This is a genomic window from Companilactobacillus kimchii DSM 13961 = JCM 10707, from assembly GCF_001435445.1.
GTDB classification, from domain to species: Bacteria; Bacillota; Bacilli; order Lactobacillales; family Lactobacillaceae; genus Companilactobacillus; species Companilactobacillus kimchii.
Genome location: NZ_AZDH01000019.1, coordinates 138,200 through 154,252 on the forward strand (window position 1 = coordinate 138,200; position 16,053 = coordinate 154,252).

15 protein-coding genes are annotated in these 16,053 nt (G+C 34.9%); 13 read left to right on the forward strand and 2 right to left on the reverse strand.

Annotated elements, in window-relative coordinates; genetic code table 11:
- Nucleotides 1-275 precede the first annotated feature (275 nt).
- The 5 genes from FC97_RS13820 (at nucleotide 276) to FC97_RS10235 (ending at nucleotide 4,256) form a co-directional block, all read left to right on the forward strand.
- Nucleotides 276-1,283, forward strand: coding sequence for a glycoside hydrolase family 73 protein (locus FC97_RS13820; RefSeq protein WP_054643954.1), 1,008 nt, complete (start codon nucleotides 276-278; stop codon nucleotides 1,281-1,283).
- A gap of 128 nt (nucleotides 1,284-1,411) precedes the next feature.
- On the forward strand, nucleotides 1,412-2,749 hold the full coding sequence (gene brnQ, locus FC97_RS10220) for a branched-chain amino acid transport system II carrier protein (protein WP_054643955.1): 1,338 nt from the start codon (nucleotides 1,412-1,414) through the stop codon (nucleotides 2,747-2,749).
- Nucleotides 2,749-3,498 (forward strand): HAD-IIB family hydrolase, encoded by a 750-nt coding sequence (locus FC97_RS10225; protein WP_056968190.1) that lies wholly within the window; start codon nucleotides 2,749-2,751, stop codon nucleotides 3,496-3,498. Before brnQ ends, FC97_RS10225 begins: the two co-directional genes overlap by 1 nt.
- Nucleotides 3,499-3,582: 84 nt before the next feature.
- Nucleotides 3,583-4,056, forward strand: coding sequence for a DUF2975 domain-containing protein (locus tag FC97_RS10230; RefSeq protein ID WP_054643957.1), 474 nt, complete (start codon nucleotides 3,583-3,585; stop codon nucleotides 4,054-4,056).
- A complete protein-coding gene (locus FC97_RS10235) occupies nucleotides 4,053-4,256 on the forward strand; it encodes a helix-turn-helix domain-containing protein (RefSeq protein ID WP_054643958.1) in 204 nt (67 codons plus the stop codon). The genes FC97_RS10230 and FC97_RS10235 overlap by 4 nt, the downstream gene beginning before the upstream one ends.
- A gap of 473 nt (nucleotides 4,257-4,729) precedes the next feature.
- On the opposite strand, the gene FC97_RS10240 is transcribed toward FC97_RS10235, so the two are convergent.
- Entirely contained in the window at nucleotides 4,730-5,677 is a 948-nt protein-coding gene (locus FC97_RS10240; RefSeq protein ID WP_054643959.1) for a sugar-binding transcriptional regulator, read from the reverse strand.
- 175 nt (nucleotides 5,678-5,852) lie between these two features.
- On the opposite strand from FC97_RS10240, the gene FC97_RS10245 reads away from it, so the two are divergent.
- From FC97_RS10245 to citG, 8 genes are read left to right on the forward strand one after another with little or no spacing between them, the layout of a single operon-like run.
- Nucleotides 5,853-7,001: an NAD(P)-dependent malic enzyme gene (locus FC97_RS10245; RefSeq protein ID WP_054643960.1), complete on the forward strand. Its 1,149-nt coding sequence runs from the start codon at nucleotides 5,853-5,855 to the stop codon at nucleotides 6,999-7,001.
- 44 nt (nucleotides 7,002-7,045) lie between these two features.
- The gene (locus FC97_RS10250; protein WP_371125785.1) at nucleotides 7,046-8,332 is read left to right on the forward strand and encodes a 2-hydroxycarboxylate transporter family protein; all 1,287 of its coding nucleotides are present in this window, start codon (nucleotides 7,046-7,048) and stop codon (nucleotides 8,330-8,332) included.
- Between the two features lie 6 nt (nucleotides 8,333-8,338).
- Nucleotides 8,339-9,352, forward strand: a complete 1,014-nt coding sequence (gene citC, locus FC97_RS10255; protein WP_054643962.1) for a [citrate (pro-3S)-lyase] ligase — start codon at nucleotides 8,339-8,341, stop codon at nucleotides 9,350-9,352.
- Nucleotides 9,342-9,635, forward strand: a complete 294-nt coding sequence (citD, locus tag FC97_RS10260; protein ID WP_054643963.1) for a citrate lyase acyl carrier protein — start codon at nucleotides 9,342-9,344, stop codon at nucleotides 9,633-9,635. Before citC ends, citD begins: the two co-directional genes overlap by 11 nt.
- On the forward strand, nucleotides 9,635-10,537 hold the full coding sequence (gene citE / locus FC97_RS10265; protein WP_054643964.1) for a citrate (pro-3S)-lyase subunit beta: 903 nt from the start codon (nucleotides 9,635-9,637) through the stop codon (nucleotides 10,535-10,537). Before citD ends, citE begins: the two co-directional genes overlap by 1 nt.
- Complete coding sequence (citF, locus tag FC97_RS10270; protein WP_054643965.1) at nucleotides 10,527-12,068, forward strand: citrate lyase subunit alpha; 1,542 nt, start codon at nucleotides 10,527-10,529, stop codon at nucleotides 12,066-12,068. Before citE ends, citF begins: the two co-directional genes overlap by 11 nt.
- An 11-nt stretch (nucleotides 12,069-12,079) precedes the next feature.
- A complete protein-coding gene (gene citX, locus FC97_RS10275; RefSeq protein WP_054643966.1) occupies nucleotides 12,080-12,619 on the forward strand; it encodes a citrate lyase holo-[acyl-carrier protein] synthase in 540 nt (179 codons plus the stop codon).
- Complete coding sequence (gene citG, locus FC97_RS10280) at nucleotides 12,616-13,428, forward strand: triphosphoribosyl-dephospho-CoA synthase CitG (RefSeq protein ID WP_054643967.1); 813 nt, start codon at nucleotides 12,616-12,618, stop codon at nucleotides 13,426-13,428. Before citX ends, citG begins: the two co-directional genes overlap by 4 nt.
- Before the next feature lie 127 nt (nucleotides 13,429-13,555).
- Here the strand turns inward: citG and FC97_RS10285 are convergent, their stop codons facing one another.
- Nucleotides 13,556-15,733: a SpaA isopeptide-forming pilin-related protein gene (locus FC97_RS10285; RefSeq protein ID WP_056968193.1), complete on the reverse strand. Its 2,178-nt coding sequence runs from the start codon at nucleotides 15,731-15,733 to the stop codon at nucleotides 13,556-13,558.
- Nucleotides 15,734-16,053: the final 320 nt, after the last annotated feature.

Here is a 16,053-nt window from a genome sequence, read left to right on the forward strand (position 1 = left end):
ATTTTTAAAAAATTAATTTGGCTACCAATGGGTTTATTCAATTAAACATTTCATTTTTATGGAATTTGTTATCCAATTTCTTTTGGAAAAGATGTAATTGGATTATTTGATGTAAAAAATTCTTAAGTTTCTTAAGGATTTATTAATGTCAAGTAACAAAAAATTACAATTTATTTTCGAATGTTTAATTCTTGTTACAAAATCCGGGTTTTATTGAAACTAAATTTTGTAAATAGTAATCTATAACTAGATTATTCATTAAGGGGAAACATTCTATGTCTAAAAAAAATCTAATTACAAGTGCCTTGGTACTTGGAACATTGGCTGCAACTGCTACGCCTTCAGTAGTATCAGCTGCTACAACCGATGCAGATTCTACAGCATCTGACACAAATACAGAACAAGTAAATAACAAATCACAAAATAACGATGAAAACGTCATTGCCGGCTCTGACGTAAAAAAGGCTGATACAACTGTTGCTAACTCATCAATCGTGCAAGCAGCTAGTGAGTCATCATATGCAGCTTCAAATGCAACTGCAATTGTACAAGCTGCTTCAGGTTTATCATCTTCACAACAACAAGCCTTTTTAAATGAAGCTGTTCCTATGGCTCAAAAAGCCGCTTCAAAATATAACCTATATACGTCAGTAATGTTGGCACAAGCCATTCTTGAAAGTGGTTGGGGCGCTTCAACATTAGCTACTCAAGGTCATAACTTGTTTGGTATTAAGGGTGACTATAATGGTGCTTTTGTAACAATGCCTACATCTGAATACAGTGTCTCAAAAGGTTGGTATACAATTTATGCTAACTTCAGAAAGTACCCTAGTTACTACGAATCATTCTTAGATAATGGTGACAAACTTCGTAATGGTGTTTCATGGAATTCTAGCTATTACAAGGGTACATGGAAAGAAAATACAAGTTCATATAAGGATGCAACTGCATGGCTTCAGGGTAGATATGCAACAGCTCCTAACTATGCTTCTTCATTGAACAACATCATTTCAACATACAATTTGACACAGTATGATGGTAATGCTCAAACAAACAGTGGTTCACAAGATACTCAAAAAGGTGTTATTACAGTTAGAAATAGTGCAAGTCCTTATGTAAAATTGCTTGCCCTACAAAGTGATGGTACATATTCAGTAATCACTAACCGTGCTATAGGAAATAACACACCATGGCAAACTGATCAAACTAGGGTTCTTAATGGCCACACATATTACCGTGTTGCTACTAACGAATGGGTACAAGATACATACGTTGTTAAATAATAGACGTGTAAGTCTATTTAGACATCCCAATGGGGTGTCTTTTTTTTACGAAAATTCAAATATTAGTTGTGTCGAAACGTTGATTTGATTATGATATTTAGATGAGTTTAGTTAAGAGAGTGAAATAAATGAAAACAAAATTAACTTGGAGAAATTTATTCTTCATTGGTTCAATGTTATTTGGGTTATTCTTTGGAGCCGGGAATCTGATTTTCCCAGTTTTCTTGGGTCAACAAGCCGGAAGTAATGTAGGCTTAGCAATTATTGGCCTTCTGATTACTGGAGTAGGATTGCCACTTCTAGGCGTTGCCAGTATGGGAATCACGGCTAGTAATAGTGTTTTTGATTTAGCGGGGAAAGTTAATCGCCCGTTTGCTTATATTTTTACGATTCTACTTTATATGACAATGGGACCGTTGTTTGCTATTCCAAGGTTAGCGACAATCTCATTTCAGTTAGGAATTGCTCCTTTTGTCGATAAAGGTCATCAGGGGTTAGTATTGTTGATTTTTTCGGCCATTTTCTTTGTTGTAACGTGGTTGTTGTCACGAAAACCAAGTAAATTGATGACTTATGTTGGTAAGTGGTTAACGCCAATTTTTCTAATTTTATTAGGAATCTTGATAGTGACAGCTTTTGTAAAACCAATGGGGAATTTGCAGGCTGTTCCACAAAATCAATATGCGACAAGTCCAGTTCTGACCGGATTTACCGAAGGATACAATACGATGGATGCCTTGGCTTCGTTAGCATTTGGAGTCGTGGTGATCGATACGATTAAATCATTAGGAATCACACATCCCAGTCAAATTGCCAAAGATACCATTAAATCAGGCCTTATCAGCGTAATAATTATGGGTGTGATTTATGGTTTCTTAGCATTAATAGGAACAATGAGTGTAGCAAAATTACCATTGGCTTCTAATGGGGGAGTAACTTTAGCACAAGTCTTCAATTATTACTTTGGTTCTTTTGGCAGTTTGTTGTTGGCCTTAATTGCAATTATTGCATGTTTGAAAACTTCAATTGGCTTGACAACAGCTTTTGGTGAAACTGCTGAAGAGATGTTTCCTAAATTTAAATATCAGATTACTTTAATTGTTGTTGGTGTGATTTCATTTTTGATTGCTAATATTGGTTTAACAAGGTTGATCAATTATTCGACACCTGTTTTGATGTTCCTTTATCCTCTAGCCATCGTTTTAATTATTGTGGCAGTTTTAACACCATTGATTGGTGAATCGAGATGGATCTTTGGTATGACAACTTTATTTACAGTTATCCCATCATTATTTGCAGGGGTGGATGCTCTACCAGAAACTTTGAAAAACGTTAGTTTTATTCAAACTGTATTACATTGGAATAGTTATTTACCACTAGCTTCATTAGGATTGGGTTGGGTAATTCCAGCTCTAGTTGGATTAATAATTGGCTTTATAGTGAATAAATATCAGGAGAAAAATTAATGAAATATATCTTTGACGTTGATGGAACTTTGAGTTTTGATGGTGAAACAATTGCTCCAGTAATCAATTCTGCCATTGACGATTTGATTGCGGCAGGAAATGAAGTTATTTTTGCTTCGGCACGACCAATCAGGGATCTTTTACCAATGATTCCTACCTTTACGAATCAAAAATTAATCGGTGCTAATGGCGCCATGATTTCAATAGATCAAAAAGTTAGAGTGATTTCCAAAATTGATCTTGAGTATTATGATTTCTTAAAAGAATTGATTAATGAATTTCAGTTAGATTATATAGTTGATGGTAGTTGGAATTATTCATCTAGAATCACTCAAGAAAGTTTTATTGAAAAAATGATTGATCCCCAAAATTTAGCTAAACAGATTGCTTTGAAAGAAATTGTTGAACCGATTAAAGCAATTTTTGTTAATTTAGATGACTCTTTGCAGGAAAAGTTAATGACCCTTATTAGGGAAAAGACGACTCTGAATGCTATTGGTTTGGCTGGTGAGGGAACAGTTGATATTACATCGCAGAATATTAACAAAGCCTATACTTTGGACTATTTACAGGTTGATAAATTTATAGCCTTTGGTAATGATCGCAATGATTTGGAAATGTTAGGTGAAGCTCAACAGAGTGTTTGGATTAATAGTAAGCCGTCACTGTTGAATTTTGGTAAGAAAGCAGACGTTATTTGTGAAGCTGATAGTGAAAAAGTAGCACAACTTATTAAAAGTTTTGTTTAATTTATATTGATTATCAATATAAATATATTGTTTTTCGATATGTATAATGCTAAAATACCGTTAATAATTGACGGGAGATTGAGCATGAATATTAAAACAGTACTTTTAAAGCTAGTTACAGCTATTATCGATTTATTTGTCTTATTTTTTGTTTTTACATTAACAATGGGAACCATTACGTCTATTGAAGAAGGTTCAATTTTTGGATTACAAATTTTAACAGCTAGTTCTTTATTCTTAGGCTGTTTAGTAATTTTGGATATTAGTTATTATTTATTTAGAATTTTCCTTTTAATTGATCAGCGAACTTTCTTCAGTAAAATCGCCTTACATGCGGTCAAGATGATTCGTTATTTATTCATCGCTGAATTTGTGATTTTGTTAGGAATTATGCCGTTTGTTTACTATACAGCTGACCATGGAGATGCACCGGGACTAATTATTATTGTGGGTGCAGTTGTATTCTTACCCTTAGCCATAGCTACTTTTGTTTATACGATGGAACAGATTTTGGATAATTCTATTAAAATGAAAGATGAAAATGATTTGACGATATGATAAAAGTTAATTTGGATATTATGTTATTAAAACGGAAAATGACGGTCATAGAATTAGCAGACAAAGTGGGGATTACTCAGGCTAATATTTCTATATTGAAAAATAATCGTGCTAAGGCGATTCGCTTTTCAACGTTAGAAAAAATTTGTCAGGTTTTAGAATGTCAACCAGGCGATATTTTAGAATTTACTAAAGAGTAGAATATCGCCTCTATTAAGTTTTCAAGATATATTTCATGTTCAAATTTGGTTGTAACTAGATACGAACTAATGTAATTGAATTATGCCGTCGTCCGCAAAAAAACTGTGAGCCGCTGGAACGTGGTGGACATGACTTCAAGCTAATAATTTCGCACTTTGTGTGAAATTATGGATCTCGAAGATTGGTCTTTTACTAACCTTGCTACGCAAGTTAAGTAAAATTCACCACTGAGGGCTCACAGATTTTTTACTACCGACTAGTTCGTTGGTTCTAATTATTACTGAGTAAAATGCGACATCTTGAATTCTTTAACTCCATATAGTACAAATGGAATTTCTTTTTTGTTTTACATTTAGATAGTAAAAAGGTGTTTATATTAACCAATTAAAATTTGGCTGATATGAACACCTTTTTTGCTTTGAGGGTAAAAATTGTGTATTAAGTACATACATACTATTCGAATTTTATTTAGTTATTCTAATTCAGCCAAAACCTTATTAGCTGTAGGTTCATTGAGAATAACATCTGTGAAGTAATTACCATTCAGAGCAGCTTTTAAAGCTAAGAATTTAAATTTATCATTTACTATGGCTACTCGAGTTGGAACTTCCATAGTCTTTTTGAAACTAATACCAAATACTTTATCGTGTTCATTATCAATTAATAAGTTTCCATCTTTATCAATTGGACGACCATAAACTAAAGCCGCAATTGAATTGGGATTGATTTTTGGAAAAAGAATATCTTCAGAGTTGTACCAAGAATTGACGCTATTGATTGAATCAATTGTTCCCACACTAGTAAAAATCAAATCCAATTGTTGGGCGGTAGCTAAGGTTGGTTGGATGGCTGGCTCTAGGGCAAGTAAACGTCTTACTTCTTTATTAGCTATATATAGTGGAGCATCAATGGTTAGATACGTACCGTTATAACGAACTGCTACTTTTTGAACCATACGCATTGATCCAGCTAAAGAGTTATGTTTACCATTTTCGCCAACAAATTGAGTAAAGACCATGTTTTCTTTAGGAACGGATTGGAATGAGTCAATCACGTGATAAATTGTGTCTCCCCAAGTAAGACCAATGATCTTTTTGCCATCTATCAAATTTTGTAAGTATTTGGCAGCAAAGGAATAGAAGCGATCGTCTTCATGCGCAATGTCCTCTGTGTTTTTTAAAATATAAAAATTGAGATTGGGGAAAAACTGTTTAAATTTGTTTTCCAAATCGTGGCTTCGAGCAAATGGTGAATTGATATTAATTGTGACGATGTTCTTTTCAATGGCTTCATTTAAGTATTTTGAAATTTTGTAACGGCTAATATTATATTTTTTAGCGATTTCGCCCAGATTAAGATGTCTAAGATAATAATCCTGAGCCAAGTCGACAAGTAGTGAAGTGTCTTTTTCTTGATCCATAGTCAAATCTCCCTTGATATATATATAAATTACCTTAATTGAGAATTAATAGCAATTTTTTAAAAATTTAATTCTTGTGAAATCATTTACATATTTTAAAACGAAGAGTAATATAATAATTGAAAAATGTTAAGAAATAAGCTATTTTTTTAAAAATTTAAAAGAGGTGCAGCTTATGAACAGTGAATTAATAAAGAAATTACATAGCGCTCATACCGGTGTTCTTGAAATTGATGGGGAATTACCAGTATCAACTAAGGAAGAATTAGGGGAAGCCTATACTCCAGGAGTTGCCGAAATTAGTAAACTTATTGCTAATGATCACAGTCTTGCTTCTGAATATACTGTCAGTGGAAAATTAGTAGCAATTATAACTGATGGTTCAGCGGTACTAGGATTAGGAAATATTGGACCCCAAGGTGGATTACCTGTTATTGAAGGTAAAGCTTTGTTATATAAGAAGTTAGCCAATGTTGATGCAATACCTTTGGCTTTGGATCAAGTTGATGTTGATGAATTTGTCCAAACTGTTGCTAATATAAGTAAAAGTTTTGCAGGAATCCATTTGGAAGATATTGCAGCACCCAAGTGTTTTGAAATTGAAAAGAAACTTGCTGAGAAAATTGACATCCCAGTTTATCATGATGATCAAGAGGGAACAGCTATTGTAGTTCTAGCCGGTTTGATTAATTCAGCAAAAGTTGTTCATAAGAATTTGAAAGATATGAAAGTAGTTGTTAATGGAGTTGGTGCTTCAGGATTAGCTACAGCCGAATTGTTATTTGATAGCGGTGTAAAAAATATTGTTTTAGTTGATCAAAAAGGTGTTATCAACAGTAAAGAAACAGCGTTAAATGATTATCAATATGACTTGTATAAAAAGATTAACTATAAGACTGAGGCAAAGAATTTAGCTGAAGCAATGAATGGTGCAGACGCATTCATCGGTTTGTCAGTAGGAAATGTAGTAACTAAGGAAATGGTTTCGTCAATGAATGAAGGAATCGTATTCGCTTTGGCTAATCCAAAACCTGAAATTGATCCAGCAGATGCTAAAGAAGCTGGGGCTGTTGTAGTAGCAACAGGTAGTTCACAATATCCTAACCAAGTTAATAACATTTTAGCTTTCCCAGGACTATTTAAGGGATTACTTGAAAATCATGTAAAGCATTTCAGTTCTGACGTGGAAACTAGCGTGGCAGAAGGATTAGCTTCAATGATTGAATCACCTAAAGCTGAAAAGATCATTCCTGGTGTCTTCGATGATGGTGTAGTAGAAACAGTATCTGATGCGATAACAAATTTTGTGAAAAAAGGTGAATAATGATGGAAACGAACTCTATTCCTAATGATGCACAACATAAAAATATCTTTCAGAAGTTTATGGGACTAAATATTGGAATTGTTCCGATGCCTTTGTATCTATTGTTATTAGTCACATATTTGTTATTAACAATTACTAAGCAAATGCCTAATGACATGATTGGTGCCATTGGTATTATGACGTTATTTTCTTTTATTCTTGAAGAAATAGGAAAACATATTCCAATTTTGAACTCTTTGGGTGGCAAGGTATTAGTTGTTACATTCCTACCATCTTATCTTGTTTATATGGATTGGTTACCAAATAGCACGACCAAAATTGTAACTGATTTCATGAACAACAATAATTTTCTAGCAGTCTTTATTGCATTATTAATTGTCGGAAGTATTTCGGCTATGAATCGAAAGACTCTGATTCAAGCAAGTATGCGTATTATCGTGGTTCTTTTGATTTGTGAAGTCGTAGGACCATTAGTTGGTATGGGATTCGGAATGCTTTTAGGCCTTTCAGCGTATAAATCATATTTCTTCATCGTTGCCCCTATTATGGCTGGTGGTGTTGGTGAAGGAGCTTTGCCATTATCACTAGGTTATGCTGCTATTATTTCAATGGGTCAACAAGATATTTTTGCTCAGATTTTACCTTGTGTTATGTTAGGTAGTCTTGTCGCAGTTATTGAAGCAGGTATTTTGAGACAAGTTGGTGTAAAGAAGCCTAACTTGACCGGAAATGGTCGATTAGTTGAAAGTGATGATAGTGCTGATGAATTAGGTAGTCTTTCTTCAAAATCTGATACAGCTAATATCACTAAGATGTTGATATCAGGTATCTTGGCTATTACTTTGTACATGCTTGGTGTATGGGTCAACAGTGTGATTCATTTGCCAGCACCTATCGTATTATTGATCGTAGTAATGGTTGCCAAAATGTTAGGTTGGATTCCAGATTCTGTACAAGAAGGTGGAAAATCACTATACAGTTTGACAGTTAAAGGTATTTCTCCATTGTTACTATTCGGAGTTGGTGTTGCTATGACTCCTTGGAAGTCATTGGTAACCGTATTTACAAATGTACCAATGCTACTAACAATCTTTGTTACAGTTACAGCTATTATTCTTGCCGCATTCTTCAGTGCCAAATTATTAGGCATGTATCCAGTTGATACAGCGATTGCCGTATCATGTTGTTCTGGTCAAGGTGGTACAGGTGCTCTAGCAATCCTAGCCGCTGGTGATCGTATGAATTTGATGCCATTCGCTCAAGTTGCGGTTCGTTTGGGTGGTGCAATTACTGTTACACTTTCAATTTTCCTTATGAGATTTTTCGCTTAGGAGATTATGTTGGATACGATAAAAATAGATTTAAATGACCCTTACTATTATCAACAATGGCAAAAGTTGATTGAAGAAGAGGGACTGTACATTGAGAATTTAGATGATATTACAGAAACAATTGGTATTTATGATGAAGATAAGCTGATTGCAACGGGATCTTATTTTAATAATGTCCTGAAGTATCTGGCGATTGATCCAAAATACCAAGGCGGTAATGTTTTTAATAAATTGGTTTCATATTTAATTAGTGATTTGGCTAGTCAAAATATATTTCATGTTTTTGTCTTTACCAAGACGCAGTATCAAAGTAGTTTTGAATATTTAGGATTTAAAATGGTAGCTCAAAGTAGATTTTCAACGCTCTTAGAAACTGGGGATTACTCAATCGATCAGTATATTTCCGAGCTACCTAAGGTTTCAGGAAATAATATTTCTGCAATCGTTATGAATGCTAATCCATTTACATTGGGACATCGTTATTTGGTAGAAGAAGCATCGAAAAAGAGTGATGTAGTTTATGTCTTCGTAGTTAGTCAGAATGCTTCTTTATTTAAAACTTCTGAACGTATTGAATTAGTTAAAGCGGGTACGAAGGATTTAAATAATGTTGTGGTTGTAGCTGGCGGCGATTATATGGTTAGTTTTGTAACTTTCCCATCATATTTTATAAAGAGCCGTAGTGATGTAGTTACCTATCAAACAGAATTAGATGCTCAAGTTTTTAAAAGAATTGCGGAAGCATTAAATATTACTAAACGTTTTGTAGGAGAGGAACCATATTCACCTACGACTGAAATATATAATCAATCGTTGAAGAAAATTTTAATACCTGAAATTGTATTAGAAGTGTTGGAGCGTAAAGCAGTTGGCGGCGATATTATTAGTGCCACTAAGGTTCGTCAAGCTATTAGTGAAGATAATTTAGAAGTGATTAGAAAATATGTTCCAGAAACAACTTTTGATTTTATAAAAACGAATTTAAAGGATTTATTAAGGAGGATTAATAATGGAAATTAAACATACGGCACTAGCAGGTACACTTGAATCTAGTGATGTTCAAATTACTCTTTCTGAGGGTAAAGGAATCAGTATTGATCTTGATTCACAAGTTGAGAAACAATTTGGAAAACAAATCAAAAAGGTAGTCACAGATTTATTAGCCAAATATGAAATTAGTGATGTAAAGGTACACGTTGTCGATAAAGGTGCTTTGGATTGTACTATTAAAGCTCGATTAATTGCTGCAATTCAACGTGCAACTGATACTCAAAATGAACAAAACTGGGGGGTACTCGAATAATGGAACGTTTGAGAAGAACTATGATGTTTGTTCCTGGTAATAATCCAGCCATGATTAAAGACGCCGGTATTTACGGAGCAGATTCAATAATGTTTGATTTGGAAGATTCAGTTTCTTTGGCAGAAAAAGATGCTGCTAGAATGTTGGTTTTTGAAGCTTTAAAGAATGTAGATTATGGTAATTCTGAACTTGTTGTTAGAATTAATGGTTTAGATACAGACATGGGAAAGGCCGATATTTATGCAATGGTAAAGGCCGGAGTTGAAGTTATTCGTTTGCCTAAGACTGAAACACCTGATGATGTAGTTGAAACCGAAAAGGTCATTGCTGAAGCAGAAAAGTTCTTTGGTATTGAAAATGGTCGTACACATATGATGGCCGCCATTGAAAGTGCTGAGGGTGTTTTGAATGCACCTGCTATTGCTAAGGCTTCTGATCGTTTGATTGGTATCGCACTTGGTGCCGAAGATTATGTTACAAATATGAAGACACACAGATATCCGGATGGAGCAGAATTATCATTTGCTCGTAATATGATTCTTCATGGTGCTCGTGCTGCTGGAATTGCAGCCTTTGATACAGTTTATTCTGATGTTGATAATACTGAAGGATTTAATCATGAAGTAGAAATTATTCATGAATTAGGATTTGATGGTAAGTCAGTTATTAACCCAAGACAAATTCCATTGGTAAATGCTATTTATGCTCCAAGTGAAAAAGAAATCAGAAATGCTAAAGCTGTTCTAAATGCTATTGAAGAAGCTCATAAGAAGGGTTCTGGAGTAATTTCTCTACATGGTAAGATGGTTGATAAGCCTGTTGTTGCTCGTGCAGAAAGAACTATGGCTTTGGCCAAGGCTTCACACTTAGTTGATAAGGAAGGCAATATTTATGTTGAATAAAGTAAATCGTGAAATTCCCGATGAAATTTTAAAAGATAAAAATTATAAACCATTTGAAACAACTGAAATCGGTAATCCAGAAACTACTTATGTAGCACATAATGTAAAGGTTTCACAGGGAAATGATAAGTTAGTTGATTCAATTAAAGATGTCATTGCTAAGGTTGGTTTGAAAGATGGAATGACAATTTCTTTCCACCATCATTTCCGTGAAGGTGACTTTGTCTTTAACATGGTTATGCAAGAAATTATTGATGAAGGATTTAAAGATTTAACACTAGCACCAAGTTCTTTAACAAATGTTATGAACGATATGGTAATTAAGGCAATTAAGGCCGGAACTGTCACTCATATAACTTCATCAGGTATGCGTGGTAGCTTGGGAGATTTCATTTCACACGGTGGTTTGAAGGATCCAGTTGTTCTTCGTTCACATGGTAATCGTGCCCGTTCAATTGAAAACGGTGATATTAAAATAGATGTTGCTTTCTTAGGTGTTCCTAATTCTGATGCTGTCGGAAATGCCAATGCTATCAAGGGTGATGCTGTCTTTGGTTCAATGGGTTATTCACTTATGGATGCTAAGTATGCTGATAAGGTAGTATTGTTAACTGATACAATCATGCCTTATCCAAATACACCTGCAAGTGTTAAACAAACTCAAGTTGATTACGTTGTTAAAGTATCTAAAGTTGGAGATCCTGAAAAAATTGGTTCCGGTGCTACAAGATTTACCAAAGATCCTAAGGAATTGAAGATTGCTAAGACAGTTAACCAAGTAATTACACATTCCCCATATTTCAAAGATGGATTTAGTTTCCAAACAGGTTCTGGTGGTGCAGCATTAGCTGTTAGCCGTTATTTAAGAGAATCAATGATCGATAAGAATATCAAAGCATCATTTGCATTAGGTGGTATTACTAAGCCAACAGTTGATTTACTAGAAGAAGGTTTAGTTAATAAGATTCTTGATGTTCAAGACTTTGATAAGGGTGCAGCCGCAAGTATGGCCAATAATGAAAATCAACAAGAAATTGATTCTTCATGGTATGCTGATCCTTATAATAAAGGTGCTGCAGTAAATCAATTGGATGTTTGTATCTTATCAGCCTTAGAAATTGATACAAAGTTCAATGTTAATGTCATGACTGGATCAGATGGTGTATTACGTGGTGCTATTGGTGGACATCAAGATGCCGCTAATGCTAAGTTAACTATTATTTCAGCGCCATTAGTTCGTGGTAGAATTGCAACAGTTGTACCAGATGTAACTACTGTCGTTACACCCGGTGATAGTATTGATGTATTAGTAACTGAAGTAGGTATTGCTATCAATCCTAGAAGAAAAGATTTAATTGAAGCCTTAAAGGATGTTCCTGGAGTTCCAGTTTATACAATTGAAGAACTACAAAAGCGTGCAGAAGCTATTGTTGGTAAACCAGAAAAGCTACAATTCACTGATCGTCCAGTTGCTTTGATTGAATATCGTGATGGTAGTTTGATTGATACTGTTTATCAAGTTAAAGATTAGGAGTAAAAAAGATGATTGATGTTTTTTCTAAAGGAATATCGCAAGATATCACCCAAATATTGAAGAGTAGAGATATGCGCGTAAAAGAGCAGCTCGCTCTTTTAAAAAAATTGAAGAGTAATCAATCATTAATTAACGCCAAATTAAATATACCTGGTCCAATTAAGAATAATGCCTATTTAATACAAGTGTTTCGTAGTGGGTTAAAGCGATTTTTGCAAGAATCAAAGGTCGATTATCAGTTGATATGGGATGTTGCAACTGGTCCAGAAGCCTTTTTGATTCTTAACGAGTCGGCTAAAGATTCAAAGCAAGCTGCTATTGAATTTGAAGACAATGATGATTTAGGTAGACTATTCGATATTGATGTCTTAACAGAAGATGACGGTGTTCCTCATCCATTAAGCAGAAAAGATTTTCATCAAGTAGAACGTAAGTGCATAATGTGTGATCAACCTGCCAAGGTGTGTGCACGTAGTCGGAAACACAGCGTTAAAGAAATGCAAAATTATATTGATGAATTAATAAATAAAAATGTGGAGCTTTTATGAAATCAAGTAAATACTTAGCAGATGCTGCAATGAAGGCTTTATTATATGAGGTGAATGTTCACCCTAAACCAGGTTTAGTTGATCCAGTTGATAACTCAACTCATTTAGATATGAATGTTTTTACTTTTATTAATAGTGCAGTGGCGTTGCATCCATATTTGGAAGAATTTGCTCAAGCTGGAATTGATTTTGATGGTAATGATTTACGTGATCTATTTAAATCAATTCGTCCTATTGGAGTCAGGGCTGAGAAAGAGATGTTTAAGGCCACGGGTAATATTAATACTCATAAGGGAGCAATTTTTTCCTTAGGTATAATGTTGGCAGCATGCGGATATGATTATAAGAATATCCAATCGACGATAAAGGAAATGCTTCGAGGACTAGTTGAGAATGATTTCAAGGCTTTGGACAGTAAGAAAAGCTTAAGTAATGGAGAAAGAATGTTTCTTAAGTACGGAGTTACTGGTATTCGTGGAGAAGCTGAGAAGGGTTATCCAACTGTTTTTAATAATTCTCTACCATATTTGGAATCGCAAGCTGATAATGATCTTAACAGCATGTTTTTGAACACTTTAATGGTTATTGTTTCTAAGTCATATGATTCTAACGTAGTAAAACGTGGTGATCTTGATTCATTAAAAGAGATTCAGAAGTATGCTCAAGATATTTTGGATGCTGGTGGTTGTGGTAATCTTGAAGGTAAGAAAATCCTAGATGATATGAATAAGTATTGTAATAAGAACAATCTTAGTCTTGGTGGAAGTGCAGATCTTCTGATAGTTACTATATTTTTATTTTTAATTTAATATACATAATAAATGGACCCCTTAGGTGTGCGGATTTTGTCGAAAATCTGTGTATCTAAGGGGTTTTGTGCGTAATAAAAAGGCATGACACCAACGGGATTGGAGTCATGTCTTTTAATGTAAAATGTTATAGATTCTTGATTAAATGTTTGAAGATTAAGAACAAAGCTAAGAATGAACCGATAACTGCCATAAATAAACCACTAGCATTACCAGTTTGAGGGAATTTCTTTTGACTGGTTGCTGAAGATGATCCATTAGAAGTTACGTTTCCATTAGTATTACCGCCGTTACCAGTGTTAATTGGTGGAAGAACTTCGTCAGGATTTGGTGCAGGAGTGATGGCTCCCGGATTCTCTGGCTTTGTTGATGGTTCAGAAGTACCAGGAATTTCAGGTTCTTCGGGTTTGACGGGGGGAACTGTAGTACCAGGAATTTCAGGTTCTTCAGGTTTAACAGGAGGAACTATAGTACCGGGTTCTTCAGGTTCTTCGGGTTTAACAGGAGGAACTGTAGTACCAGGATTTTCTGGTTCTTCAGGTTTAACGGGAGGAACTGTGGTGCCAGGTTCTTCAGGTTCTTCGGGTTTAACAGGGGGAACTGTAGTGCCAGGTTCTTCAGGGTTTTCAGGCTCTTCAGGTTTAACAGGTTCTTCAGGATCCTCAGGAATTTCAGGTTCTTCGGGTTTAACGGGAGGAACGATGATTGGAGGCTTAACAGGATTCTCAGGTTCTGTCGGAGTCTCGACGTCCTTAGCTTCAAGATCTGTTGTTTCATTTTTGGTGATAGTAAATTCGATTGGTTCGTCATTTAATTCATAGCCTTCAGGGGCTTTTGTTTCGACAAAGTAGTATGTTCCGACAGGTAAGCCGGTAACATTGATTTGACCACTTTCATTGGTTGTCAAATCGCTCTTAATAACGTTCTTGTTAGCGTCTAGTAGATTATATACGGCGCCTGGTAAAAGCTTATTAACGACTGAATCAACTTTTGTCAGTGTAACATTACCGGTGAATGGTTCATCTGTTTCAGAAATATTTAGATCTAATGAACCATCGGAAGGCAAAGTGACTGTGATTGGAGTTGGGTTCAATTCATAACCATCAGGAGCTTTTACTTCAGTTAAAGTATATGTACCAAGTTGTAGATTCTTGATATTGATAACACCATTTTCGTCAGTTGCGACATTGGACATAAGAACTTTACCAGTACTATCTTTTAATTCATATTCGGCACCAGCCAAAACTTTTCCAGAGATAGCATCAGTCTTAGTAAGTTTAATTGTTCCAACTTCTTCGCCATTACCAGTACCACTACCACCCCAAGATGTGTTGGAGTCGATAGAGTAATCGCCTTCGCTTGATCCCATTGTTGCGTGGTTGGTCCAAGTGTTAGTACCGTCGGCGTTAGGTGTAACTTTGACTCTATAGTAAATATCGACAGCTGTTGTAACGTTACCAGGGAAGCTAATTTCAACGACATTTCCGTTAACGACTACATTTGGATATAGTTGTTGACCATTGCCAACAAAACCACCATTTTGGTAAGAACCACCAATAGCAGTTAGGGAACCAGGAATGTACTCTTGATTTGGACCAAGGGTATCTTTGATGACAACGTTCTTTAGATTATGTTCGTTAGGATTAAAGGCAATGTTCCAAGTCAATTCATTAGGAACGTTATTTGGATCATAGCCAGCAACCCAACCAACTTTATTGAACATCCAGTTTTCACCATCATTGTTATTATTTATTTGTGTACCTTTAGCAATGAGATTTAATGTACCTTTACGGTTAAGTGTAGTATTAGACAATGCATCATTAAATGTGATGGTACCAATGCTTTCGCCATTTTTGATGGAGCCAGTACCAATTTCTACACCATTGGAATCGTAGATAGGGAATGATAGATCACCGGAAGCAACTATTCCATTGGGTAGCTCAAAATCAGATGTATCGCCAGCGTTGATTTTAACACCATCAGGAATACTCCAATCGTAGTGTACGTTGAAGTTCAACCATGTATATAAATCATCGTTGGGTCCAATAGGATTGCCATTCATATCAGTTACTTTGGCATCTTCACCATTTAATCCGCTGATACCCTCAATAAATCTAGGTGTGATTAGTGGGTCAGATGAAGTTTCACTGGTTTGACTGGTAGAAGGATTCGTAGTTGTTATAGTGGAGGTTGAGCCAACTTGCGAGGTTGTTGCAGCTTTTACTGTTTGTCCACTAGGCATAAAGATAAGCAAAAATGTTAAAACCAATCCAACTAAAGTTATATAAAGAAGTGATTTTTTCATTTTAGACATCTCCAGTGAAAGAGTATGTCAGATTTTTGATCTGCATAACTCGTTTAAACTATTGTAAAAAAGGCAATAGGTCAACTTCCTTTCGGTTTTATTTAACCTATTGAATTGAACTATTAAGATACATTCTTTTTTTACGCCTAGAGTATAAATCGTACTTTTTAAATAGTAAAAAAATAAGACCATTTATTATTTTATATTGATATAATAGCACATCTAATATATACCAATTTTTATAAAGCAAGAAAAAGGCCTTCAAATTGAAGTGCAATAAAAAAGTTAGACATTTTTATAGGTTTTAAAAAATCATGGAT